At 63.0% G+C, this 21,270-nt stretch carries 21 protein-coding genes and 1 tRNA gene; 16 read left to right on the top strand and 6 right to left on the bottom strand.

The features are described 5' to 3' along the window. Positions 1–190 precede the first annotated feature (190 nt). A complete protein-coding gene (locus ACQKRQ_RS10255) occupies positions 191–493 on the top strand; it encodes an H-NS family nucleoid-associated regulatory protein (RefSeq protein ID WP_132376344.1) in 303 nt (100 codons plus the stop codon). 321 nt (positions 494–814) lie between these two features. Then, positions 815–2,068: a cation diffusion facilitator family transporter gene (locus ACQKRQ_RS10250; RefSeq protein ID WP_427476742.1), complete on the top strand. Its 1,254-nt coding sequence runs from the start codon at positions 815–817 to the stop codon at positions 2,066–2,068. Positions 2,069–2,123: 55 nt separating this feature from the next. Here ACQKRQ_RS10250 and ACQKRQ_RS10245 read toward each other — a convergent pair whose 3' ends face one another. The 3 genes from ACQKRQ_RS10245 to ACQKRQ_RS10235 all read right to left on the bottom strand — a co-directional run bounded on the left by ACQKRQ_RS10245 (position 2,124) and on the right by ACQKRQ_RS10235 (position 3,943). Beyond that, a complete protein-coding gene (locus ACQKRQ_RS10245) occupies positions 2,124–2,582 on the bottom strand; it encodes an Lrp/AsnC family transcriptional regulator (protein ID WP_012431468.1) in 459 nt (152 codons plus the stop codon). Between the two features lie 90 nt (positions 2,583–2,672). Next, a complete protein-coding gene (locus ACQKRQ_RS10240) occupies positions 2,673–3,302 on the bottom strand; it encodes an exonuclease (protein ID WP_132376342.1) in 630 nt (209 codons plus the stop codon). Then, positions 3,299–3,943, bottom strand: coding sequence for an MBL fold metallo-hydrolase (locus ACQKRQ_RS10235; protein WP_408180408.1), 645 nt, complete (start codon positions 3,941–3,943; stop codon positions 3,299–3,301). Before ACQKRQ_RS10235 ends, ACQKRQ_RS10240 begins: the two co-directional genes overlap by 4 nt. A 636-nt stretch (positions 3,944–4,579) precedes the next feature. Between ACQKRQ_RS10235 and ACQKRQ_RS10230 the strand changes: the two genes are divergently transcribed. Then, positions 4,580–5,182 carry a septal ring lytic transglycosylase RlpA family protein gene (locus tag ACQKRQ_RS10230; RefSeq protein ID WP_427476741.1) on the top strand — a complete coding sequence of 201 codons (603 nt, stop codon included), beginning with the start codon at positions 4,580–4,582 and terminating at the stop codon, positions 5,180–5,182. A 126-nt stretch (positions 5,183–5,308) separates the two neighbouring features. Here ACQKRQ_RS10230 and rsmI read toward each other — a convergent pair whose 3' ends face one another. Then, positions 5,309–6,187 (bottom strand): 16S rRNA (cytidine(1402)-2'-O)-methyltransferase, encoded by an 879-nt coding sequence (gene rsmI / locus ACQKRQ_RS10225; protein ID WP_427476740.1) that lies wholly within the window; start codon positions 6,185–6,187, stop codon positions 5,309–5,311. Positions 6,188–6,266: 79 nt separating this feature from the next. On the opposite strand from rsmI, the gene ACQKRQ_RS10220 reads away from it, so the two are divergent. The 5 genes from ACQKRQ_RS10220 to ACQKRQ_RS10200 all read left to right on the top strand — a co-directional run bounded on the left by ACQKRQ_RS10220 (position 6,267) and on the right by ACQKRQ_RS10200 (position 8,812). Further along, complete coding sequence (locus ACQKRQ_RS10220) at positions 6,267–6,689, top strand: YraN family protein (protein ID WP_408180410.1); 423 nt, start codon at positions 6,267–6,269, stop codon at positions 6,687–6,689. Positions 6,690–6,904: 215 nt separating this feature from the next. Next, positions 6,905–7,492, top strand: coding sequence for a phosphoheptose isomerase (locus ACQKRQ_RS10215; RefSeq protein WP_408180411.1), 588 nt, complete (start codon positions 6,905–6,907; stop codon positions 7,490–7,492). 26 nt (positions 7,493–7,518) lie between these two features. Continuing rightward, complete coding sequence (locus ACQKRQ_RS10210; protein WP_427476737.1) at positions 7,519–8,313, top strand: BON domain-containing protein; 795 nt, start codon at positions 7,519–7,521, stop codon at positions 8,311–8,313. Next, positions 8,310–8,660 (top strand): c-type cytochrome, encoded by a 351-nt coding sequence (locus tag ACQKRQ_RS10205; protein ID WP_243658229.1) that lies wholly within the window; start codon positions 8,310–8,312, stop codon positions 8,658–8,660. The genes ACQKRQ_RS10210 and ACQKRQ_RS10205 overlap by 4 nt, the downstream gene beginning before the upstream one ends. A 76-nt stretch (positions 8,661–8,736) precedes the next feature. Then, positions 8,737–8,812: transfer RNA gene (locus tag ACQKRQ_RS10200), tRNA-Ala, on the top strand. Between the two features lie 150 nt (positions 8,813–8,962). Here the strand turns inward: ACQKRQ_RS10200 and ACQKRQ_RS10195 are convergent. Next, complete coding sequence (locus ACQKRQ_RS10195) at positions 8,963–10,693, bottom strand: methyl-accepting chemotaxis protein (protein ID WP_427476734.1); 1,731 nt, start codon at positions 10,691–10,693, stop codon at positions 8,963–8,965. A gap of 411 nt (positions 10,694–11,104) precedes the next feature. On the opposite strand from ACQKRQ_RS10195, the gene ACQKRQ_RS10190 reads away from it, so the two are divergent. From ACQKRQ_RS10190 to ACQKRQ_RS10155, 8 genes are all read left to right on the top strand, one after another. Continuing rightward, on the top strand, positions 11,105–11,677 hold the full coding sequence (locus ACQKRQ_RS10190) for a TetR/AcrR family transcriptional regulator (protein ID WP_132376305.1): 573 nt from the start codon (positions 11,105–11,107) through the stop codon (positions 11,675–11,677). A gap of 57 nt (positions 11,678–11,734) precedes the next feature. Beyond that, positions 11,735–12,610 (top strand): SDR family NAD(P)-dependent oxidoreductase, encoded by an 876-nt coding sequence (locus tag ACQKRQ_RS10185; protein ID WP_427476732.1) that lies wholly within the window; start codon positions 11,735–11,737, stop codon positions 12,608–12,610. A 55-nt stretch (positions 12,611–12,665) separates the two neighbouring features. Next, a complete protein-coding gene (locus ACQKRQ_RS10180; RefSeq protein ID WP_427476730.1) occupies positions 12,666–12,923 on the top strand; it encodes an SDR family NAD(P)-dependent oxidoreductase in 258 nt (85 codons plus the stop codon). After that, positions 12,920–13,621 (top strand): NAD-dependent epimerase/dehydratase family protein, encoded by a 702-nt coding sequence (locus ACQKRQ_RS10175; protein ID WP_427476728.1) that lies wholly within the window; start codon positions 12,920–12,922, stop codon positions 13,619–13,621. Before ACQKRQ_RS10180 ends, ACQKRQ_RS10175 begins: the two co-directional genes overlap by 4 nt. Positions 13,622–13,787: 166 nt before the next feature. Continuing rightward, positions 13,788–15,320: a sensor domain-containing diguanylate cyclase gene (locus ACQKRQ_RS10170; protein WP_427476726.1), complete on the top strand. Its 1,533-nt coding sequence runs from the start codon at positions 13,788–13,790 to the stop codon at positions 15,318–15,320. Positions 15,321–15,408: 88 nt separating this feature from the next. Continuing rightward, positions 15,409–16,023, top strand: a complete 615-nt coding sequence (locus ACQKRQ_RS10165) for a DUF2239 family protein (protein ID WP_427476724.1) — start codon at positions 15,409–15,411, stop codon at positions 16,021–16,023. 422 nt (positions 16,024–16,445) lie between these two features. Continuing rightward, positions 16,446–18,011 carry a methyl-accepting chemotaxis protein gene (locus tag ACQKRQ_RS10160; RefSeq protein WP_427476722.1) on the top strand — a complete coding sequence of 522 codons (1,566 nt, stop codon included), beginning with the start codon at positions 16,446–16,448 and terminating at the stop codon, positions 18,009–18,011. A gap of 128 nt (positions 18,012–18,139) precedes the next feature. Then, complete coding sequence (locus ACQKRQ_RS10155) at positions 18,140–19,447, top strand: solute carrier family 23 protein (RefSeq protein ID WP_408180436.1); 1,308 nt, start codon at positions 18,140–18,142, stop codon at positions 19,445–19,447. 131 nt (positions 19,448–19,578) lie between these two features. Here the strand turns inward: ACQKRQ_RS10155 and ACQKRQ_RS10150 are convergent, their stop codons facing one another. Beyond that, the gene (locus tag ACQKRQ_RS10150; protein ID WP_427476720.1) at positions 19,579–21,234 is read right to left on the bottom strand and encodes a Na+/H+ antiporter; all 1,656 of its coding nucleotides are present in this window, start codon (positions 21,232–21,234) and stop codon (positions 19,579–19,581) included. Positions 21,235–21,270: the final 36 nt, after the last annotated feature.

Below are 21,270 nucleotides of genomic sequence, written 5' to 3'. Positions count from 1 at the left end.
AAAGGGAGTGGTGTAACGCGGTGGCGGACGGAAATTTTTTGAAACGAATTGGGATTAATTTAACGCGCGCGCTTTTGTAATCTTTCTATTTTGTGTTAATCTCGCCGTCAAATTCCGAGGCATGATCCACCTTCAAAGGGCAAGCTGGCTTAAGACTGGCAGTCATTTATCCAAACCACAAAGGGAACCTATGTCTTCCTACAAGGAACTACTCGCTCAGCGCGAGAAGCTCGAAAAGCAGATCGAAGAAGCGAAGTCGCGCGAATACGCGGAAGTGTTGAATGAGATCAAGCAGAAAATGACCGACTACGGCATTTCTCTGACAGAACTCGGTGGTGGTCGTGCCGCCAAGGGTGCTAAAGCCGCGCGTCCGCGCGCAGGTGTCGCACCGAAGTATCGCGACCCGGATAGCGGCAGCACGTGGTCTGGCCGTGGCAAGCCGCCGCGCTGGATCGCAGGTCTGGATCGCGAGAAGTTTCTGATCCAGAAGTAATGCTTCTGGCCAGCCGCTTTTGCCGGCCCCTTTGCCAGCAACTAATGCCTCTGGCCGTTAAGTAATACGAATAGCTTCAATCCAGATGCACCTATCGCGTCTGCCGTTGCAAGAGAGAACCGCGTACCGTCGAGGGCGCGGTTTTTTATTGCCGCATCCAATGCCGTCGGTTTTTATCGCGTGAACTCCATCCAACTTGAACGCGAATGCTTTTCGTTTAGATAAGCGGCTGATTTAAAAGGAATTTTTTAGGTATCTTCAGCGCGTTTCGAGATGGGCCGAGTAGAATGTAGGGATTGAACTTTTCATTCCGCTTCAGAGATGCCTGCCGCCGCCGCTGCCCAATCCGCCGAAAAACATCGCGTTGCGCGCAAAAGTACCTTTGTCAGTATTGCGCTCAATACAGTGTTGATGACGCTGCAAATCGTCATCGGCGTGTTTGCTCACTCGCAGGCATTGGTCGCCGACGGTATCCATTCCCTCGCCGATCTGATTTCCGATTTTGTCGTGCTGTTTGCCAATCGGCACAGTGGCGCAAAGCCCGACGCGGATCACAATTACGGGCATAGCCGCTACGAAACCGTGGCGTCGTTATTTCTGGGCGCGCTTCTGATCGCGGTAGGTGTCGGCATGTTATGGCGGGCCGGAACGCGTCTCGCCGATTTGCAAAACATCCCCGCCGTGCATATGAGCGCGCTTGCGGTCGCGGTGCTAGTTCTGTTTTCCAAAGAAGGTCTGTTTCGCTACATGCTGCGCGAAGCGCAACGCGTGCGATCCGCCATGTTGATCGCCAATGCGTGGCACGCGCGCTCGGATGCGGCGTCGTCGCTGGTGGTCGCGATCGGTATTGTCGGCAGCCTTGCCGGCGTGCGGCTGCTCGATCCGATTGCCGCGGCGATCGTCGGCTTCATGGTGGCGCGCATGGGCTGGATGTTCGGCTGGGACGCGCTGCAGGATCTCTCCGACCGCGCGCTCGACAACGCCGCCGCCGCCGACATGCGCGCGCTGCTGCTCTCGACGCCCGGCGTACGCGACGTGCACGAAATGCGCACGCGCAAGATGGGCGACTTCGCGCTCGTCGACGCGCATATTCTGGTCGATCCGCTGATCTCGGTATCGGAGGGACACTACATCGCCGAGTCGGCGCGTTTGCGCGTGCTGACGGACAACCGCGTGCTCGACGCTTTGATTCATGTCGATCCCGAGAACGATGCGCTTGCGCGTCCGCCCTTCGATCTGCCTACGCGCGAGCGGGTCATCGCGGAAGTGAACGCCGCCCTGGCGCCTCACGGCGTAAAAGCGGCGGCGGTGAATATCCACTACCTGAGCACGGGACTGGATGTCGAAGTGGCGCTGCCGGCCGCGTTGTCGTCGCGCGCGCTGGACAGCGAAACGCAACGCGCTGGGCGAGTGGATCTGGCGGCGCTGAAGGCGCGCCTGGGCGCGCGCAAAGTGGACCTGCTACTGGAATTGCACGCGCTGTCCGCGGACGCCGATCCGGCCACGCTCGACCCAAAGGCCGGCGGGGCTCTTGAGGAACGCGCGAAGGCGACGGAACCGCACAGCGCCACCTGACGCCCGCGGCGCCACCGAGCATGCTGCGGGGTGGTGCCGTTAAGCCATCAACGGATCACAGCGGCAATTGCGTGTCGAACTTGATTTCGCGCAGCACTACGCTCGTGCGAACCTGGGCGACGGCGGGAATCTTGAAGATGCGTTCGTGCAGGAAGCTGTCGTATGCCTTGATATCCGGGGCGACGATCTTGAGAATGTAGTCGGATTCGCCGGTCGTGCTGTAGCACTCGGTGACTTCCGGGCAGGTGGCGATTTCCCGCTCGAACTGTTCCACGCCGCCTTCGGTGTGCCGCGTAAGGTGAATATGCGCGAGGGCGCACACGTGCAGCCCGAGCTTTTCCCGATCCAGCAGCGCCGTGTAGCGCTGGATGACCCCCGACTGTTCCATGTCCTTAATGCGCCGCCAGCATGGCGTGCTCGACAGGCCGACCTGGTCGGAAATTTCTTGCACCGAGCGGCGTGCGTCGAGCTGCAATAGGCGCAGGATTTTTTGAGAGAACGTATCGAGTGTCAACTGCGCCTCCGTTTGCGTCGCCGTATCAACGCATGGTAGAGGGCGCGAAAACGAAACGCAATGTAAAACGGGTTGGACGAGGGAGATTACCTAATTTGCCGGTTCCTCAGCGGCGTTTTGTCCTGTGCCGTCCCCATCTCTACCCGCTGCGAGCGTGATCGCCTGACTTGCGCGCAGATCCTTCAACATGTTGCAGAAAAGCGCGCCTTGTTCGATCGCGTCGTCCAGCGCGACATGCGTGTGCGGATGTTCGTCGAACCAGTGCTTGGGAAAGCGCGGCTTGATGTTCTTGCGGTACGGCAGCCCGGTCATGGCGAAGGCCAGCGTCTTGATGTCGAGCGCCGACCACGAAAACGGACAGCGGCCGACAAACCGCATCATGTACCAGAACATATAAGTGAAGTCGAAGCCGGCCGGCATTGCCACGAACACCGGTTTGCCCGGTAAGGCTTCGACCCAGTCGACATACGCCGTCAATGCGGCCAACGGTGTCTGCAAGTCCTTGCGGCAGGCTTCCCACGCTTCGGGCTGCGTCTTCCACCACGCTTCCTGCACGGGATGCGCCTTGGCTCCCTCGAGCAACTCGAGATTCGCCGAGAAGGTGGCGATCAGTTGCTTGTCTTCGGTATAAGCGGCGGAGGCGAAACTGAGCATGGAATGCGGACCCGGAATCGGGCCGTCCGCTTCGACATCGGTGCTGACGTAGATTTCGCTGCTCATGCCTCGACTCCGTCGGCGACGTACGGATTGGTGCGGCGCTCAGCGCCGAACGTCGAAGTGGGACCGTGGCCCGGAACGAAGGTGATGTCGTCGCCGAGCGGCCAAAGCTTTTCGCGGATCGAGCGCACCAGATCCGCATGATTGCCACGCGGAAAATCCGTGCGCCCGATCGAGCCGGCGAACAGCACGTCGCCTACCAGCGCGAGCCGATGCGCCCGGCTGACGAACACCACGTGGCCCGGCGTATGGCCCGGGCAGTGATACACATCGAGCGTTTCGTCGCCGAACTGCACGGTCTCGCCGTTCTGCAACCAGCGATCCGGTTCAAACGCCTCGGCGGCCGGAAAGCCGAAGCGCGTGCTTTGATCCGGCAGTTTGTCGAGCCAGAAGCGTTCGTCGGGATGCGGGCCTTCAATCGGCACGCCGTAGTGCGTGGCCAGCGTCTTCGCGCCCGCGCAGTGATCGATGTGGCCGTGCGTCAGGAAAACTTTTTCGACCGTCACGTTCTGCCGCGCGATTTCGCCCTGGATGATGTCGAGGTCGCCGCCCGGATCGACGACGGCCGCGCGTCCGGTTGCCTCGCAAACGAGCAGCGAACTGTTCTGCTGGAACGGCGTGACGGGGATCAAGGTGACTTTCATGGATGACGGCGCCGCTGGAAAAACGTTGATTGTACCGGCCTCTCGCCCACGTTCGCCGAGGCCGCCGAAGCCCCGGCGCAGCGGGCTTTGCGCTGCTCATTTTTGCAGCAGGAGTGAAAATTCATCAAGGTTTTCAGTCGCTTGTCATCCCGAAATTCTGTTTTAGGTATAATGCACTCCATGCACAGGGAATTGTGCTGCCACAGGGCGATGCGTCCCCATCAAAAATGGGCGCGCGGATTGCCACTCAAGCATGGGCTGTCGCACTTTTGGACGGCCATCAAGTATCGATGCATTCGATGCACACGTCTTGCCCAGCCAGGCGCCGCGCGCCTGCTACGGACTTAACTGCCGTGACGCTGGGTGGGGCCTACGCCGCCGTTCCTGCACGCTGAGTTTCGCGCGCAAGAACGTGTTTGCCACGTTCGATGGCGGCATGTGGGGTCTGGTCAGGCTGCCGGGGACAGGTTGCGCCAGACGTGAAAATTAACCGTGCGGTAGCGGCTGAGTGAGCCGCATCCGGGCTTTGACGTTCTGCGCTCGTCTGCGCGGCGCGTTGTCGTCCTTTGCCGCCGGAGTCGCAGGCAACACGCTCAACTTTGCGTGATGCGGCTCGACAATGTGATTGCACGTCTTATGAAAACTCGGTTATCCCGTGGTCTGGGGACTCTTTTTGCCTTTTTTGTGCTGGCGGGTTGCGCCACGCCTCCGGGCGCTAGCAACACGTCGGAAAGCGGCGCGCCGCAGAGCACGAAATTGACGCAAGCGGGCTCCTTCGGACCGCAAGCTTACGGTAGCGCGCCGGCTTCCGACGCGACCGCCAAGGGCTCCTCGCTGGCCGACGCAAAGCCTCTTACGGATGATGGTTCCGGCATTTCGGACTTTCATCAGACCGGCCGCGCTTCGTGGTACGGCCGCGGCTTCCATGGCCGCCGTACCGCCAACGGCGAACGCTACGACATGCACGCGCTGACCGCGGCGCATCGTACGTTGCCGCTCGGCTCCTATGTGCGCGTGACCAATCCGGCCACGTCGCGCTCGGTCGTCGTGCGTATCAACGACCGTGGTCCGTATGCGCGTGGCCGCGTGATCGATCTGTCCATGGCCGCTGCCTCCGCGCTCGACATGCGCCACGCCGGTACGGCGCGGGTGCAGATCGAAGGGCTCACGCAGCAGGAAGCACGCGACGCGCGTAATGAGATGCTGGCATCGAACTCGGATTCGAGCGCCCAGAAGTGATGTAACGGCGGCGAGCGCGGCCAGGCGCGCTCCTCGTAGCGCCGCGCAGCACGGCGGCCGCTTGGGTTGTGTCCGCAGAAAAACGAAGGGCCGCATTGCGCGGCCCTTTTCATTTGTCCGTCAGCTTTACTCTTCGTCTTTCTTCAACGCCAAGGCGCGCGTGTACAGCGCGTTGCGCGACGCTCCGGTGATGGTTGCCGCTACTTTGGCCGCGCTGCTCACCGTCAACTCCTCCAGCAGAATGCCCAGCAGCGCGTCGTGATCGTGTTCGCCGGCGGCTTCCGGCTGCGCGCCTTCCACCACCAGCACAAATTCGCCGCGTTGCCGGTTCGGATCGGCGGCGAGCCACGTTGGCCCTTCGGCCAGGGTGCCGCGGTGCAGCGCTTCATGTAACTTCGTCAATTCCCGTGCGATGAGCAGCTTGCGCTCGCCGCCGAATGCGTCGGCCAGTGCCTGCACCGTTTCGACGATCCGATGCGGTGCTTCGTAGAACACCATCGCGTGAGGATGGGTCGCGAGCGGCTGTAGCGTCGCGGCGCGGGCTTTTGCTTTCGGCGGCAAGAAGCCGAGGAACGAGAACGTCGCGACCCAGTCGCCGGCCGCGCTCAACGCGGTCGCGAGCGCGCTTGCGCCGGGTAGCGGAATAACTGGAAATCCGGCTTCACGGACCGCGTCGACGAGTTTCGCGCCTGGGTCCGAGATGCCCGGCGTACCCGCGTCGGACACATAGGCCACGCGTTCGCCTGCTTGTAGATGCTCGATCAGGCGCAGCGCCGCGGCCCGTTCATTGTGCTGATGCACGGCGACGAGCGGCTTCGAGATGCCGTAGCGGGCGAGCAGCTGACCGGTGTTGCGGGTGTCTTCGGCGGCGATACGGTCCACCAGTCCGAGCACGTGCAACGCGCGCAGCGTGACGTCGGCGATGTTGCCGATCGGCGTGGCCACCACATACAGCGCGGAGGTGGGGTACTGCTGCCCTTGCGCGAGTTCGGAGAGAGGAGTCATGAGGCAGAAGACGCAAACAGACGGAACGAGGCCGCCATTGTGCCACGCAGTGTCACGCGGCCTGCGAGGCGCGCCGGCCATGAGCGCGACGGCGCCGATCGGTGCCTTCGCCACGTCGCACAACTTTTCGGGACGCGCCGGGTCCAAACTCGTCGGTGCGGCTTTCGAGGCGCGTGCGCAGGAATTTTTGCAGCGCCAGCGTTTGCGGTTCGTCGCGCGCAATGTGTCGTGCCGCGGCGGCGAGATCGATCTGGTGATGCGCGAACGTGACGGCGCGCTGGTGTTCGTCGAAGTTCGCGCGCGTGCGCAGCGCCGATATGGTGGCGCTGCGGCGAGTATCGGGTGGCAGAAGAAGCAGCGCATCGTACGCGCCGCGCAGCATTTTCTGGTGACCCGTGTCTCGCACTTGCGGGATCAACCCGCGTGCCGGTTCGACGTGATTGCGTTCGAAGCCGGCCGGCTCGTGTGGTTGCGCGATGCGTTCCGTGCCGACGAAGTCTGACGCCATGCGCGGAGAACGCGCGTGAGTGCGATAAACTTGCGCTCGCGTGCAGGCCACGGGGCAGCGTCGACAACGCGGGAAGCAGCGCAGTAAGGGATGGTTTGCGCGCTTGCATCGCGTTGCTGGCCAGGATCATCGGAGCGGCACGACTTCACATACGACTTCACAACACGACCGCGCAGTGCGGTCCATTCGCGGTAGAAGATAGAGACTCGATGTCAGTCGAACGCATTCAACAACACTTCCGCGACAGCGCGGCAGTCAAACTCGAAGCCCTCGAAACCCTGTCGATGCCGATCGCCGCCGCGATCGACACGATGTTCGCCGCGCTGGCCAACGGCAATCGCATTCTCTCGTGCGGCAACGGCGGCTCGGCGGCCGACGCGCAACACTTCGCCGCCGAGCTGATCGGCCGCTTCGAGCGTGAGCGGCCGGGCTTGCCGGCGATCGCGCTGACCACCGACACGTCGGTGTTGACCGCCATCGCCAACGACTATTCGTTCGAGCAGATTTTCTCGAAGCAGGTCTGGGCACTCGGCCAGCCGGGCGACGTGCTGCTGGCGATCACCACGTCCGGCAATTCCGCCAACGTGCTCGCCGCGATCGAGGCCGCGCACGAGCGCGAAATGATCGTGGTCGCGCTGACCGGCAAGGGCGGCGGACGCATGCAGGAAGTATTGAGTGATACCGATATCCATGTGTGCGTGCCGTCGGATCGCACCGCGCGTATTCAGGAAGTGCATTTGCTGACCATCCATTGTCTGTGCGACGGCATTGATGCCATGTTGCTGGGCGAAGACTGAGACTGATTCCGAAGGAGAGCTAGTTGATGAGCGTATTCCGCGTCAAGAAGACACTGGTGAGCACCGTGCTGGTGGTTGGGTTCGCGGCGGGGCTGTCCGCAACGTTGCAGGGTTGCTTTCTCGCCGTTGCCGGCGCGGCGGGCGGCAGCGCGCTGGTGGCGACCGACCGGCGCACGCTCGGCGCGCAGACGGAGGATCGCGAGTTGCAAGTGAAGGCGCTCTCGCAGATCAGCCAGAACTTGCCCGACAACGCGCACGTCAACGTGGCCGTGTTCAACCGCCGCGTGCTGCTGACGGGCGAAGTGGCGGGGGACGTGTCGAAGCAACGCGCGGAGACCATCGTGCGTGGCTTGAACAACGTCAGCACGATCGTCAACGAACTGACGATCATGCCGGCCAGCTCGTTCTCGTCGCGCACCAATGACACTTACCTCGAGACGCGTGTGAAGACCGCGCTGATCGCCGAGAAGAACATTTCGGCGAACAACTTCAAGGTGGTGGCCGAGCGTGGCTCGGTGTATCTGATGGGCCTCGTCACCATGGACGAAGGCAATCGCGGCGCCGACGTCGCGAGCCGTGTGCCGGGCGTGGTGCAGGTCGTGAAGGTGTTCCAATACATCCAGCCGGCGGAAGCCACGGCGGCAGCCGCCGCCGCGGGGACGGCGCCTGTGGCGGCTTCGCAACCGGACGCGAACGCGGCGACCGTCGGCGCGATTCCTGATTCGTCGGTGAGTTCGCGGCCGCTCGAACAGCAGGCCCCCGCGCCGGTCACTAATTCGAACGCCGTGCATCCAGGTAATCCGAAGGCGACGACGCCATGATGCGCGGTGTTGCCGTCGCAGTCAGCGCTGTGATGCTTGGCGCGCTGGCGGGAGTTGTCGCGCCGGCCGCGCGTGCCGCCGATGCGCCGAGTGGTCAACGGGTCGCCAACGCGAATGCCTGCATGGGATGTCACGCGGTGGATCGCAAACTCGTCGGGCCGTCGTTTCAGCAGATCGCCTCGAAGTACAAGGGCGATGCGCAAGCGTCGGCGAAATTGTCACGCAAGGTGAAGGACGGCGGCTCCGGCGTGTGGGGCATGATTCCGATGCCCGCGCATCAATCGATGAGCGATGCGGATATTCGTACGGTGGTGGATTGGGTGCTTGCGGGTGCGCCTTCCAAGTGATGGTTTTTCGTCGGGGTGCCAAGGGTTGGAGGCTTGGCAAAACGGAAAATGCTTGTGCTAGAATCGTTTGCACGTCGGGGGGGTAGCTCAGCTGGGAGAGCGTCGCGTTCGCAATGCGAAGGTCGGGAGTTCGATCCTCCTCCTCTCCACCACCGAATTTTCTTCAAAACCGGCCGTTCAGGCCGGTTTTCGCGCGTCTGGCCCAGGCTTTTCACTTAAGCCGCTTTGCTGCCCCCAGCCAAGCCATGTCCTGCGAGAGCGCCACCCGCACACAACCACGGCGCTCAAGCAGAAAAACACGTTCAAAACTTATCCCACCCATCATCCGCCCCGACCGCCGTCGCCAATACGGCAACCGGCGCCGCAACCGGCGCAACTGTCGCCCGCACAACCCGCCGCACAGGCGCACCAGCCACCTCCCGCCGCACCGTCCCCTCACGCAAAGGCGCAGCAGAAACAAAGCCCGCCCCACCACCCACAATCTGAAAAAACGCCACAGCCTCATTCAACTGCTGCCCCTGATCCTCCATCGACCGCGAAGCCGCCGCCGCTTCTTCCACCAACGCAGCATTCTGTTGCGTGACGTTATCCATTTGCGTGATGGCAAGATTGACCTGCTCAATGCCACGGCTTTGTTCACTCGATGCCGCCGCGATCTCCGACATGATGTCCGTCACCCGCGCCACCGCCTGGGTGACTTCGGCCATCGTCTTGCCCGCTTCGCCGGCGAGCGCCGAGCCGTCGCGGATCTTGTTCACGGAGGTGGCAATCAGATCCTTGATCTCCTTCGCCGCGCTCGATGAGCGCTGCGCCAGGCTTCTGACTTCGCTCGCCACCACCGCGAAACCGCGGCCCTGTTCACCGGCGCGCGCGGCTTCGACGGCCGCATTGAGCGCGAGAATGTTCGTCTGAAACGCAATGCCTTCGATGATGCCCGTGATATCCGCGATCTTGGTCGAGCTGTCGCTGATATCGTGCATTGTGTTCACCACTTGGCCGACCACCTCGCTGCCTTTCTGCGCAACCGACGAAGCATTCGCGGCCAGCATGCTGCCTTGCTGCGCATTGTCGGCGTTCTGCTTCACCGTCGAAGTGAGTTCCTCCATGCTCGACGCTGTTTCCTGCAGCGAGGCTGCCTGCTGTTCGGTGCGCTGGCTCAGGTCCATATTGCCCGCGGCAATCTCGCGCGCTGCGCCGGCGATGCTCGTGCTGCTGTCGCGCACGCGTCCGACGATCGTCGTCAGCCGCTCGTTCATTTCGCGCAGGGCGCCCAGCAACTTGCTGGTTTCATCGTTGCCGTCGACGGTGATGCGCGTGCGCAGATCGCCTTCCGATACGGTGCGCGCGACGTCGATCGCCTGGCGCAGCGGTCCGGTCACCGCGCGTGTGATCAGCACGCATGCGCCGATCGCGAGCGCCACCGCGATCAGGCTGATCGCGATCAGCAGATTGCGCTGGTTCTCGTAATGCGCCGTGTACTCGTTGATCATCTGTTCCTGGCGCGTATGCGTGTAGTCGGCATACGCGTTGGTCGCGCGAATCAGCGCGGCGAGCAACGGCCGGCATTGATCGTCCATCTTGACGATCGCTTCGTCGCGTTTATTGGTCAGCGCGAGATTGACGATGTCGGTGGCGACCGGTCCATACGACGCCTCGACCCGGTTGATCTCGGCGACGAGACTGCGCGCTTTTTCCGACGTGTCGGTAGCGGTCGCGATCATGGCATTGAGCTTCTTCAGATCGGTCTGCACATCTTCGTGCGCGCGCAGCACATCGGCTTTCTCTATGTCGAGATCCTGAGGTTTGGTCACGAGCACGAGGTTACGCGCGGCGATTGCCCGGCGATCGACCGCGGTTCGCACCTGCACCGCCATGTCCGCGCGTGCGTTGATGCCGTGCACGAAGCTGGAAAATCCATCGGTCGAGTCGCTGAGCGCTTTCAGGGAGAGCCCGGAAACCGCGACGACGATAAGAGACAGCATGCCAAAACCGGCAATGAGTTTTGCTTTGATGGTGAGGTGCTTCAGTGTCACGATTTTTTTCTCCAATAACGAAACGTGGATGCGTTCGCAATGGACTCTCAGGTCCGGGTATGGGAGCGTCTAGATCGCCGCCGCGTACCGCGGCGGGTTTGCGCGGTCTATCCCTTCGCTGTCTCACGTCGATGCATCAGTGAAAGCGCATCGCCGTGAGACACAAAATGGGTATCCCATCTACCGGATATCGGTTCGCATACTCGAGGACTGAAGGCGGATCGGGTATATCTTTAAAAGGCTTGCACGCGATGACCGACGAAAATGAGATTTCGTGCCAGATGAATATATTTGGGCGTGTGATGAAAGCATCCCGTTGAGCAAAATGTCGAAAACCGCTTGAACGATTTGCCGTTCGTGTATATGATTGAGCAATCACTCATTTATTGACTGCAGCAAAACCGAATCCGCATGGCCCGTCCCAAGAGCGAAGACAAACGTAACGCCATCCTTGCTGCTGCAGCCGAGGTCATTGCCGAGCAAGGGCTGGGCGCGCCCACGTCGCGCATCGCCAAAGTGGCGGGTGTGGCGGAAGGCACGCTGTTCACGTACTTCGACAACAAAGACGACCTGCTGAACGTCCTGTATCTCGACATCAAGGCCGAACTGCGCGAAGTGATGGTGGCCGGTTATCCGAAGCACGCCACCGTGCGCGAGCGGGCGCAACACGTGTGGAACAAGTTCGTCGACTGGGGCGTCGCGCAACCGAACAAGCGCCGCGCCGTGGCGCAACTGGCCGTGTCGGAGCGCTTGACCGACCACACGCGGGCGAAGGGCATGCAGTCGTTCGCCGACATCAACGACATGATTCAGGCAAGCGTGGCTAGCGGCGCGTTGCGGGATCATCCGCCGGCTTTTCTGTCGGCGATCATGGGCGCTTTGGCGGAAACGACCATGGACTTCATCGCTCGGGAACCGGCTGAGGCCGAGCGTTATCGCCGCGCTGGCTTCGACGCGTTCTGGAACGCGATCGCCCGCCACTAAGTTTTTTTGTCGTATTAATGAGTGATTACTTGCTCAATTAATTTCAAGGAGTGCAATATGGCTAAGGTCTGGTTGGTTACCGGTAGCGCCCGTGGACTTGGGCGCGAGATTGTCGAAGCAGCTTTGCAGGCAGGCGAACAGGTTGTCGCGACCGCGCGTGACCCGCGTCAGTTGGCTGATCTGTCGGCGCGTTATGGCGAACGGGTCCGCGCGGTCGCGCTCGACGTCACGGATCCGCAGGCGGCGCGCCAAGCCGTGCAAGCCGCCGTCGACGCGTTCGGCCGGCTGGACGTGGTGGTCAACAATGCGGGCTTCGGTCACCTGGTTCCGTTCGAGCAAAGCTCCGAGGACGACTTCCGCGCGCAGATCGACACCAACTTCTATGGCGTCGTCAACGTGACGCGCGCGGCCTTGCCGGTGCTGCGACAGCAGCGCGCCGGGCACATCATCCAGATTTCGTCGGTGGGCGGGCGCGTGGGGATTGCCGGCTTGAGCGCCTATCAGGCTGCCAAGTGGGCCGTGGGCGGCTTCACTGAAGTGATTCGCCAGGAACTCGCGCCGTTCGGTGTTCACGTCACCGCGCTCGAACCGGGCGGCATGAAAACGGAATGGGGCAACGAGGCGGCCGGCGCCACGCCGGAATTGTGGCCGGATTACGTGCCGTCGGTGGGCGCCGTCATCGATATGCTGTCTCAGTACATCGGCCACGAAGCCAGCGATCCGGCGAAGGTCGCGCAAGTGGTGCTCAAGCTGGCTTATCACGATGCTTTGCCGGCGCATCTTTTGTTGGGCACCGACGCATTGCACTACTGTGGAGAAGGCGAGAAGGCACGCGCGGCCGACGCGCAAGCGTGGCGTGCCGTCAGCGAGTCGACGGATTTCTCCGCGCCGCCGCCGCTGCCGGCATTCCCGGCCGCAGCGGCGAAAGCTTGAGCGCCGAGCCGAGCCTGGCAAGCAGGTCAAGGGCCGAGACCGACCGAAGGCAACCATGAGAACCATGAACATGGCGAACTGGACCTCCGCGGACATCCCGCCTCGGAGCGGCCGCCTCGCGGTGATCACTGGCGCGACCGGAGGGCTGGGTTTCGAGACGGCGCTTGCGCTGGCCGGCGCGGGCGCGGACGTCGTGCTCACCGGACGCAACGAGCAGAAAGCGCAAGCCGCGGTCGCCGCCCGTTTGTGGGCGATTTCCGAAGCACTGACTAACGCGCGCTGGCCCAGCGCGACCATGGAGCATGCATCATGAAGGTTCTCATTTTTGGCGCGACCGGCATGGTCGGGCAGGGCGTGTTGCGCGAGTGTTTGCGCGCGCCGGACGTCGAAGTGGTCCAGACAGTGGGCCGCACTCGCACCGGCCAGCTCGATCCACGGCTCATCGAAGTGGTTCAGCCGGACCTGATGGACTATCGCGCGGCGGAAGCGTCGCTCACGGGTTTCGACGCATGCTTCTTCTGCCTGGGCGTGTCGTCGGTGGGAATGCAGGAGGCGGAGTATGCGCGCCTCACCTACGACCTCACGTTGGCGGCGGCGCGGACGCTCGCCCGTCTCAATCCGCAGATGACCTTCGTCTACGTGTCCGGTGCGAGCACCGACAGCACGGAGCAAGGCCGCAGCATGTGGGCGCGCGTCAAGGGCAAGACCGAGAACGCGTTGCAGCGGCTGCCGTTCAAGGGCGTCTACCTGTTCCGTCCGGGCGTGATTCAACCGTTGAACGGCGCGCGCTCCAAGACCCGCTCGTACCAACTGTTCTACACGCTGGCCCGGCCATTCCTGTCGACGCTGCGTGCGCTTTTGCCCAACCAGATTCTGAGCACCGAAGACATCGGTCTCGCCATGCTGGCGGTTGCCCGTCACGGCGCCGACAAGGCGGTGCTCGAGACCGCCGACATCCGCGCGTTGAGCCGGTCGGCATCCGGGCCCATGCTCGATCTGCATACCGGCTGAGCACGGGCGAGCAGCGTCAAGCTCGCCCGACCCGGCAAAAACCGGTCTTTTCGATGATTCGGCGCGGCACATCGTCTGGTACGCTACCGGTTCACGGTACGCGCCGGTCCGGACGCGGCCCTCTTCTTCACGCGCGTAGGTCAGCGCATGTTCGAAAGAAACGCCCATGGTGACGCGCCGACCGAACATCGTGATTGCTATCAGTATCGTGCTGGCCAGTGCGATTCTTGCGATCGCCGTGTGGGTGCTGGCGCAGATGCGCGACGACGCTTTGCGGCGCGCCCAGGACTCGGTCTTCAACGTGTCGCTGCTGGTCGAGCGCGACGTGTCGCGCAATCTGGAGATTTACGATCTCTCGCTGCGCGCGGTGATCGACGGCCTGAAACAGCCCGGCGTGCTGGACCTGAAGCCGGCCATCCGCCAGATGGTGTTGTTCGACGGCTCGGCGAGCGCCAAAGACATGGGCTCGATCCTCGTGACCGACGAGACCGGCAACGTCAAGTTCGACTCGCAAGCCTCTCCGCCGCGCCACGTCAATCTCGCCGACCGCGACTACTTCAAGGTGCAGCGAGACTCGCCCAATGTCGGCCTGTACATCAGCCATCCGTTCATGCCGAAGATCAGCGGCAAGGAAGTCAGCATCGCGCTGAGCCGGCGCATTACGCGACCGGACGGCAGTTTCGGCGGCGTGGTGGCCGGCACCATGCGCCTCACCTATTTCCGCAGCCTGTTCGCCGGCATGAATCTCGGCGCTGGCGGCTCGATGGCGCTGATGCTGAGCGACGGCACGATGCTGATGCGGCGTCCTTATGATCCGAAAATCATCGGTATCAATCTGACAGGCACCGCCAATTACTCGCGTTTCACCCAGCAGCCGAGCGGGGACTTCTTCGGCACGGCGGCGATCGACGGCGTCGAGCGCTGGTATGCGTTCCGCCATATCGACATGTATCCGCTGATCCTCGACGTCGCGCTTTCCACGCACGATATCTACGTGGAGTGGCGGCGGCGCGCGTGGATCATCGGTTCGCTGATCGCCGCGCTCGACGTCACGATCATCGCGCTGGCGGTGCTGTTCTCGCATGAGTTGCGGCATCGCCGCGCGGCCGAAGAAGAGTTGCGCGTGCTGGCGCGCACCGACGGGCTGACCGGCCTGAACAACCGCCGCACTTTCGAGGAACACGCGGAAGAAGAATGGCGCCGCGCGCAGCGCAACGCGTGGCCGCTGTCGATGCTGCTGATCGACGTCGACAGTTTCAAGGGTTTCAACGACCTGTACGGCCATTCCGCGGGCGACGACGCGCTCACCGGTGTGGCACGCTGCATCGCGCAGAGCGTGCGGCGTCCGGGCGACACGGCGGCGCGCTACGGCGGCGAAGAGTTCGCTGTGCTGCTGCCGGACACCGACGAAACCGGCGCCACCTTCATCGCCGAGAAGATTCGCACCGCGGTTCAGGCGCTCCAGCTTCGCCACGTGGCGAGTTCGCATCATGTGCTGACGGTCAGCATCGGCATCGCCACCACGCGAGGCCAGGCATTCGCAACTAGCCGCGCCCTCCTGAATGCCGCCGACGACGCCCTATACGAAGCCAAGGATGCGGGCCGCAATCGCGTGCTGTGCTATCGCACCGTGACGCACGCGTCGCACGGCGGCGCCGCCACGATGGCGCCCGGAACCGAAGCGCGGAACTCTGTCTGAGAGATGCAGTATAAATTTACCCGGGTAATATGTTGCATTTGAATTTAACCCGGATATAATTCGACAAATTCTTTTCTTGGAGTTTGTCATGACCGCCCGTTCCCAAACCTGCACCGCGTTCGAAGGCCATCGCCGCATCGCGTCAGGCGCTTTGCCCGACGTAGCGCTTGCGGTAAGAGAAGTGCTCGCGCGCGGCGAACAGGCGCCGGTGCTGGTCTTCGACGACGTCACCAGCCGGCCGGTCGAATTCGATCTGCGCGGCACGCCCGAGCAAATCGTCGCGCGACTCGCAAGCCAGAATGACGAAGCCGAAACCGCTCACGCCGCCGTCGACGCAGCGGAGGACGCTCCGCGTGGTCGTGGCCGGCCTAAGCTCGGCGTGGTGGCGAGAGAAGTCACGTTGTTGCCGCGTCATTGGGATTGGCTGAACGGGCAGTCGGGCGGCGCGTCGGTCGCGCTACGCAAACTGGTCGATGCGGCGCGCGCTGCCGGCGAGGACAAGGACCGCCGGCGCGCGGCGCAGGAAGCCGTGTATCGCTTCATGACCGCGCTGGCGGGCAATCTGCCGCGCTATGAAGATGCCACCCGCGCGCTGTACGCGGACGATCGCCCGCGTTTCGAAGAGATCGTCGCGACATGGCCGGACGACGTGCGCGACTACAGCTTGCAACTCGCAGACGCCGCTTTCGCAAGGCACGCGTAAAGCCGGCTGATCGCAGCATCTTCGCGAGCGCAAACAACGAATCGCACAGACGAAAAAAAAACCGCTCACGCCGGGGAAGCGTGAGCGGGAAAGTCGGAGAGTTACAACAACATCGCGTGCGTTTACTCATGGGGTCAACGCAGCAGAAACAAGTCTAAGAGCTTGCCTCGCCCTATACATCAGACGAATCCCAAACATATCGCCAATACGCCGCCCGCAATGGCTTCTAGCGACCCGGCCTCGTGCGCTAAGCATTGCTTACAACATCCTGTCCCGGTTATTCCTGACATTTCCCTTATCAAGTCTCGGTGATGGCCGCCGTAAATGAGGTGGGAGTGCCGCCACGTATCCGATGGATCGCGAAGGTTTCGCGACGGCGTGGCGGCGCCGACGTCCCGTCGTGACTCATGAAGGATGGTGAAATGAAGTGGTTCGACCGCATGCCCGTGTTCAGGAAACTGCTGCTGGCGTTTGCCGTGGTGATTGGTTTTTGCGTCGTGATCGGCGCGACGTCGCTGAGTACGCTGTCGGCGATGCACGGCATTACCGACGCGATCGGCGATAAGCACATGGACGGCCTGTACTGGATGGAAGAGGCGAACCGCCACAAGATCGATTCGGATCTGGCCGCCGCGAATCTCGGCTATGCCGCCGACGACGCCGGCCGTCAAAAGTTGAAGAACAACATAGTCGGCTCACTCAAGGAGATGCACGCCGCCTACGATCAGTATCGCGCGACGATCGAGACGAGCCAGGGCCAGGAAATGTTCGACGACGTGCTGCGCAAGTCTGCGGTGTGGGAAGGCATCGTGCATCAGCAGATCGGTCTCGAACCGATTCCCGCGGGCGTCGACAACAACGAACTCGTGCGTCGCGCGATTGCGTCGAGCGAGGCGCTGCGCGATCGCATCACGGCGCTGATCGACTATCGCCGCCAACAAGCCAACGACGCGCAACTGGAAGCGTCCACCGGCTATCAGCACGTGCGCATCGTCATGAGCGCGCTGGTGCTGGGCTCGATCGTCGCAGGCATGCTGCTCGCCACGGTGATCGCGCGTCGTCTGTCCGGGCAGCTCGGCGGCGAACCGGATTACGCGATGCAGATCGCCAACCGCATCGCTGGCGGCGACCTTAGCGTGCGCGTCGAAACCCGCGCGGGTGACTCTCACAGCTTGCTGTTCGCGTTGCGCAACATGCGCGAGCGGCTAGCGGGCATCGTGTCGGGCATCAGCGAATCGAGCGAATCGATCCTGATGGCGTCGGGCGAAATCGCGCAAGGCAATACCGATCTGTCGCAACGCACGGAAGAGCAAGCCGCCGCGTTGCAGGAAACCGCGTCGAGCATGCAGGAACTGACGTCGACGGTGAAGATGAACGCGGAGAACGCGCAGCAGGCGGGCGGCGTGGCGCACGGCGCGTCGGAAGTCGCGGCGCGCGGCAGCCATCTTGTCGGCGACGTGGTCGAAACGATGCGTGAGCTGGCGGCGGGCTCGAAGCGCATGACGGACATCATTGCGGTGATCGAAGGGATCGCGTTCCAGACCAACATCCTCGCGCTGAACGCGGCGGTCGAAGCGGCGCGCGCCGGCGAACAAGGTCGCGGCTTCGCGGTGGTGGCGGGCGAAGTGCGCTCGCTCGCGCAACGCAGCGCAGTGTCGGCGAAGGAGATCAAGGAGTTGATCGAAAGCTCGACGGCGCGCGTGGGCAGCGGCGCTGAACTCGCCGAGCGGGCCGGGCAGACGATGGCCGAAGTCACCCACGCGGTGAAACGCGTGACCGACATCATGGGCGAGATTTCGTCGGCGTCGCAGGAACAAAGCACCGGCATCGAAGAAGTCAATCGAGCGGTCGCGCAGATGGACGACGTGACCCAGCAGAACGCGGCGTTGGTCGAGCAGGCGGCTGCCGCGGCGGCGTCGATGGCGGATCAGGCGAGGCAGTTGCAGGCGGCTGTGACGGTGTTTTCGCTGGAAGCGCGGCACGGCTGAGCGCCGCGCATTTCCCCGAGCTTGCCAGGCCCAATGGCACTCCGTACACTCGCGCCTAATTCCTGGGCGGTGCCTTGTGCCGGCGCCGCGCCACCATAAATAGCGCCGAACAGAGGAGAACCCCCGCCATGGCCGATTCCTACTTCCCCCGCTGGCGCGCCCAGTCCGCGGCTGCCGAGGGCCGCATCGTCGGCACCGACGAGCGGCTCGCGTGGCCGCAGATGTTCGCGATGGGCGTGCAACACGTCGTCGCGATGTTCGGCTCGACGGTGCTCGCGCCATTGCTGATGGGCTTCGATCCGAACCTGTGCATCTTCATGTCGGGCATCGGCACGTTGTTGTTCTTCGTGCTGGTGGGCGGCCGCGTGCCGAGCTATCTCGGCTCGAGCTTCGCGTTCATCGGTCTCGTGATCGCGGTCACGGGGTACGGCGGTCACGGCCCGAACATGAACATTCCGGTCGCGCTGGGCGGGATCATCGCGTGCGGGGTGGTGTACGCGCTCATCGGCCTGATCGTGTCGGCGGTGGGCACCACATGGATCGAGACGTTGATGCCGCCGGTGGTGACGGGCGCGATTGTCTGCGTGATCGGTTTGAATCTGGCGCCGATCGCGGTGCATGGCGTGAGCGGCAGCAACTTCGATTCGTGGATGGCGCTCGTCACCGTGTTGTGCGTGGGCGCGGTCGCGGTGTTCGCGCGTGGCATGCTGCAGCGTCTGCTGATTCTGGTTGGCCTGCTGATGGCGTACGTGATTTACGCGATCGTCACCAACGGTCTCGGCATGGGCAAGCCGATCGATTTCGCCATCGTCGCGAATGCCGCGTGGTTCGGCATGCCGCATTTCACGGCGCCGGTGTTCAACATGCAGGCGATGACCTTGCTCGCGCCGATCGCGGTGATTCTGGTGGCGGAGAACCTCGGGCATATCAAGGCGGTGAGCGCGATGACGGGCCAGAATCTGGACCGCTACGTCGGCCGTGCATTTCTCGGTGACGGACTCGCGACGATCGTGTCGGGCTTCGCCGGCGGCACCGGTGTCACGACGTATGCCGAGAACATCGGCGTAATGGCCGTCACCAAGATCTATTCAACGCTGGTGTTCGTGATCGCCGCGTTGATCGCGCTGGTGCTGGGTTTTTCGCCGAAGTTCGGCGCGGTGATCCAGACCATTCCGGGGCCGGTGCTGGGCGGCGTGTCGATCGTCGTGTTCGGCCTGATCGCCGTGACCGGCGCGCGGATCTGGGTCGTCAACAAGGTGGACTTCTCCGACAACCGCAATCTCATCGTGGCCGCGGTCACGCTCGTACTCGGCGCCGGCGATTTCTCGCTGAAGCTCGGCGGCTTCGGTCTGGGCGGTATCGGCACCGCGACCTTCGGCGCGATCATTCTCTACGCTCTCCTGAGAAGGAAACCGGCGCAAGGTCCGGTGGCGTGATTTTTCTCGCGCACTGAACTACTCGTTTCCACAGGTTCGCCGGCGGCGCAGGCTTTTCTCTTACGCACGTTGTTTCGATCGAAGAAAAAGCCCTCGCCGCTGGAATCGCAACTACTCGGTGCGAGTGCCCGTTACTTCCTTCGCGCCGTCAGCGCAGTCTCCGACAAATCCACTTCGCGCATCAGCTTGTTCAACGTCTCGTCGTTGATCTCCTGACTGCTGCGCAGTTCAAGCAGCGTCTTGCGCTCGGCTCTCATGGCCGCGAGTTTCATTCTGAACTCCAGCGCATCGGCGCGGCGCGCCAGTTCGCGCGGTTCACGTTCTTCATCGAGCGTGGCGAGGCGGCGCTGATAGAGGTCCATCACTCGTGCGGTGACATCCGCCGCATACGCCGAAGCCGACTCATCGAGATTCGCGCACTCCCTGTCGTGCACCTCGTCGACAGCGCGAATCGCGGCTTGCGCGGCCATGGTCCGTGCGAGCGCCTCCTCGGCCGCATGCGGATCCTTGCCGCGGCGCCAGCCGCTCAGCAACAGTGGCAACGCCACCACCGCCACGATCAGCGAGACCAGGATCACGCCGGATGCGATGAAGATCGCGAGATCGCGGCCCGGCAACGCGGCGCCTCCCGGCAACGCCTCCGGCAACGACAGCACGCCCGCGAGCGTCACGGCCCCGCGCACACCGGCCACCGTCGTCACTGCGGCGGTGCGCAAGCCCGGAACGGCATTCGCCACGCCTTGCTTCGCGGCGCTGCGGCTCGCGAAATAGCGCAGTAGCCACACCCACACGAAGCGCATTGCGTACAGGGCGCCCGCCACTGCGGCGACGTAGCCGACCAGCCGCCAGACCTGCGCGTTACTGGTCTCGTGCGCGTCGAGCAGTGCCCGGCCGAGAATGTGCGGAAACTGCAGCCCCAGCAGAATGAACACCATGCCGTTGAAGACGAACTCGATCATCGTCCACGTGCTGCTGGCGCGCACTCGCGACGACGCCGGCCCGGCGGTCACAATGGTCGTGTAGTTCATCATCATGCCGGCGGCGACCGCGGCCAGAATGCCGGACAACTCGAAACGCTCGGCGACCAGATAAGCGGCGAATGGAATCAGCAGAGTCATCACGACGCCGGGCGCCGGGTCGCCTTCTTCGGTGAGATTCAGAAAGTGGGCCGACACAAAGCCGAACACCCAGCTCACCGCAGCGCCCGTCGCGAGGCCGCCCACGGCGATGATCACGAAACTGATCGACGCGTCGCGCAACGAAAACACGCCGGTCAGCGCCGCGGTAATCGCGAACTTCAACGCGACCAGTCCCGACGCGTCGTTCATCAACGCCTCGCCTTCGAGGATATGCATGAGCCGCCCCGGAATCTTGCCCTTGCCGGCGATGCCGGACAGCGCCACCGCATCCGTCGGCGACAACACTGCAGCGAGCGCGAATGCAACTGGCAGCGAGATCGACGGTACCAGCGCATGCACGAAATAACCGACCACCAGCACCGTCATGAAGACGAGGCCGAGCGCGAGCATCAGGATCGAGCGTCGCGCCATGAAGAACTCGCGCTTGGGAATACGCCATCCGTCCGCGAACAGCAGCGGCGGAATGAACAGCATCATGAAAATGTCCGGATCGAACGTGACGTGCAGCCCGAGCCTGGGCCATGCGAGCAACGCGCCGATCACGATCTGCACGAGCGGCAGCGGCAGCGCGATCGGCAGGATGCGGATGACGACGCCCGACGCGGCGACGGCGAGCAAAAGAATCAATACGGTAAAGACAATGTCCATCGGTCTATTTCTGAGGATATAACGGTGTTACTTCGG

Source organism: Paraburkholderia sp. NPDC080076 (genome assembly GCF_050281145.1).
Classification (GTDB): domain Bacteria; phylum Pseudomonadota; class Gammaproteobacteria; order Burkholderiales; family Burkholderiaceae; genus Paraburkholderia.
The sequence above is the reverse complement of the archived record's forward strand: the minus strand, read 5'-3'. Positions and strand labels throughout refer to the sequence as shown.

Excerpts from the sequence above, each read along its gene's own strand:
- rsmI (WP_427476740.1), bottom strand. The coding sequence starts at position 6,187 with ATGACTCCTCTCTCCGAACTCGCGCAAGGGCAGCAGTACCCCACCTCC.
- ACQKRQ_RS10240 (WP_132376342.1), bottom strand. The coding sequence starts at position 3,302 with ATGAGCAGCGAAATCTACGTCAGCACCGATGTCGAAGCGGACGGCCCG.
- ACQKRQ_RS10190 (WP_132376305.1), top strand. The coding sequence starts at position 11,105 with ATGGCCCGTCCCAAGAGCGAAGACAAACGTAACGCCATCCTTGCTGCT.
- ACQKRQ_RS10155 (WP_408180436.1), top strand. The coding sequence starts at position 18,140 with ATGGCCGATTCCTACTTCCCCCGCTGGCGCGCCCAGTCCGCGGCTGCC.
- ACQKRQ_RS10160 (WP_427476722.1), top strand. The coding sequence starts at position 16,446 with ATGAAGTGGTTCGACCGCATGCCCGTGTTCAGGAAACTGCTGCTGGCG.
- ACQKRQ_RS10250 (WP_427476742.1), top strand. The coding sequence starts at position 815 with ATGCCTGCCGCCGCCGCTGCCCAATCCGCCGAAAAACATCGCGTTGCG.
- ACQKRQ_RS10235 (WP_408180408.1), bottom strand. The coding sequence starts at position 3,943 with ATGAAAGTCACCTTGATCCCCGTCACGCCGTTCCAGCAGAACAGTTCG.
- ACQKRQ_RS10150 (WP_427476720.1), bottom strand. The coding sequence starts at position 21,234 with ATGGACATTGTCTTTACCGTATTGATTCTTTTGCTCGCCGTCGCCGCG.
- ACQKRQ_RS10205 (WP_243658229.1), top strand. The coding sequence starts at position 8,310 with ATGATGCGCGGTGTTGCCGTCGCAGTCAGCGCTGTGATGCTTGGCGCG.
- ACQKRQ_RS10175 (WP_427476728.1), top strand. The coding sequence starts at position 12,920 with ATGAAGGTTCTCATTTTTGGCGCGACCGGCATGGTCGGGCAGGGCGTG.
- ACQKRQ_RS10165 (WP_427476724.1), top strand. The coding sequence starts at position 15,409 with ATGACCGCCCGTTCCCAAACCTGCACCGCGTTCGAAGGCCATCGCCGC.
- ACQKRQ_RS10230 (WP_427476741.1), top strand. The coding sequence starts at position 4,580 with ATGAAAACTCGGTTATCCCGTGGTCTGGGGACTCTTTTTGCCTTTTTT.
- ACQKRQ_RS10220 (WP_408180410.1), top strand. The coding sequence starts at position 6,267 with ATGAGCGCGACGGCGCCGATCGGTGCCTTCGCCACGTCGCACAACTTT.
- ACQKRQ_RS10185 (WP_427476732.1), top strand. The coding sequence starts at position 11,735 with ATGGCTAAGGTCTGGTTGGTTACCGGTAGCGCCCGTGGACTTGGGCGC.
- ACQKRQ_RS10210 (WP_427476737.1), top strand. The coding sequence starts at position 7,519 with ATGAGCGTATTCCGCGTCAAGAAGACACTGGTGAGCACCGTGCTGGTG.
- ACQKRQ_RS10180 (WP_427476730.1), top strand. The coding sequence starts at position 12,666 with ATGAGAACCATGAACATGGCGAACTGGACCTCCGCGGACATCCCGCCT.
- ACQKRQ_RS10170 (WP_427476726.1), top strand. The coding sequence starts at position 13,788 with ATGGTGACGCGCCGACCGAACATCGTGATTGCTATCAGTATCGTGCTG.
- ACQKRQ_RS10215 (WP_408180411.1), top strand. The coding sequence starts at position 6,905 with ATGTCAGTCGAACGCATTCAACAACACTTCCGCGACAGCGCGGCAGTC.
- ACQKRQ_RS10255 (WP_132376344.1), top strand. The coding sequence starts at position 191 with ATGTCTTCCTACAAGGAACTACTCGCTCAGCGCGAGAAGCTCGAAAAG.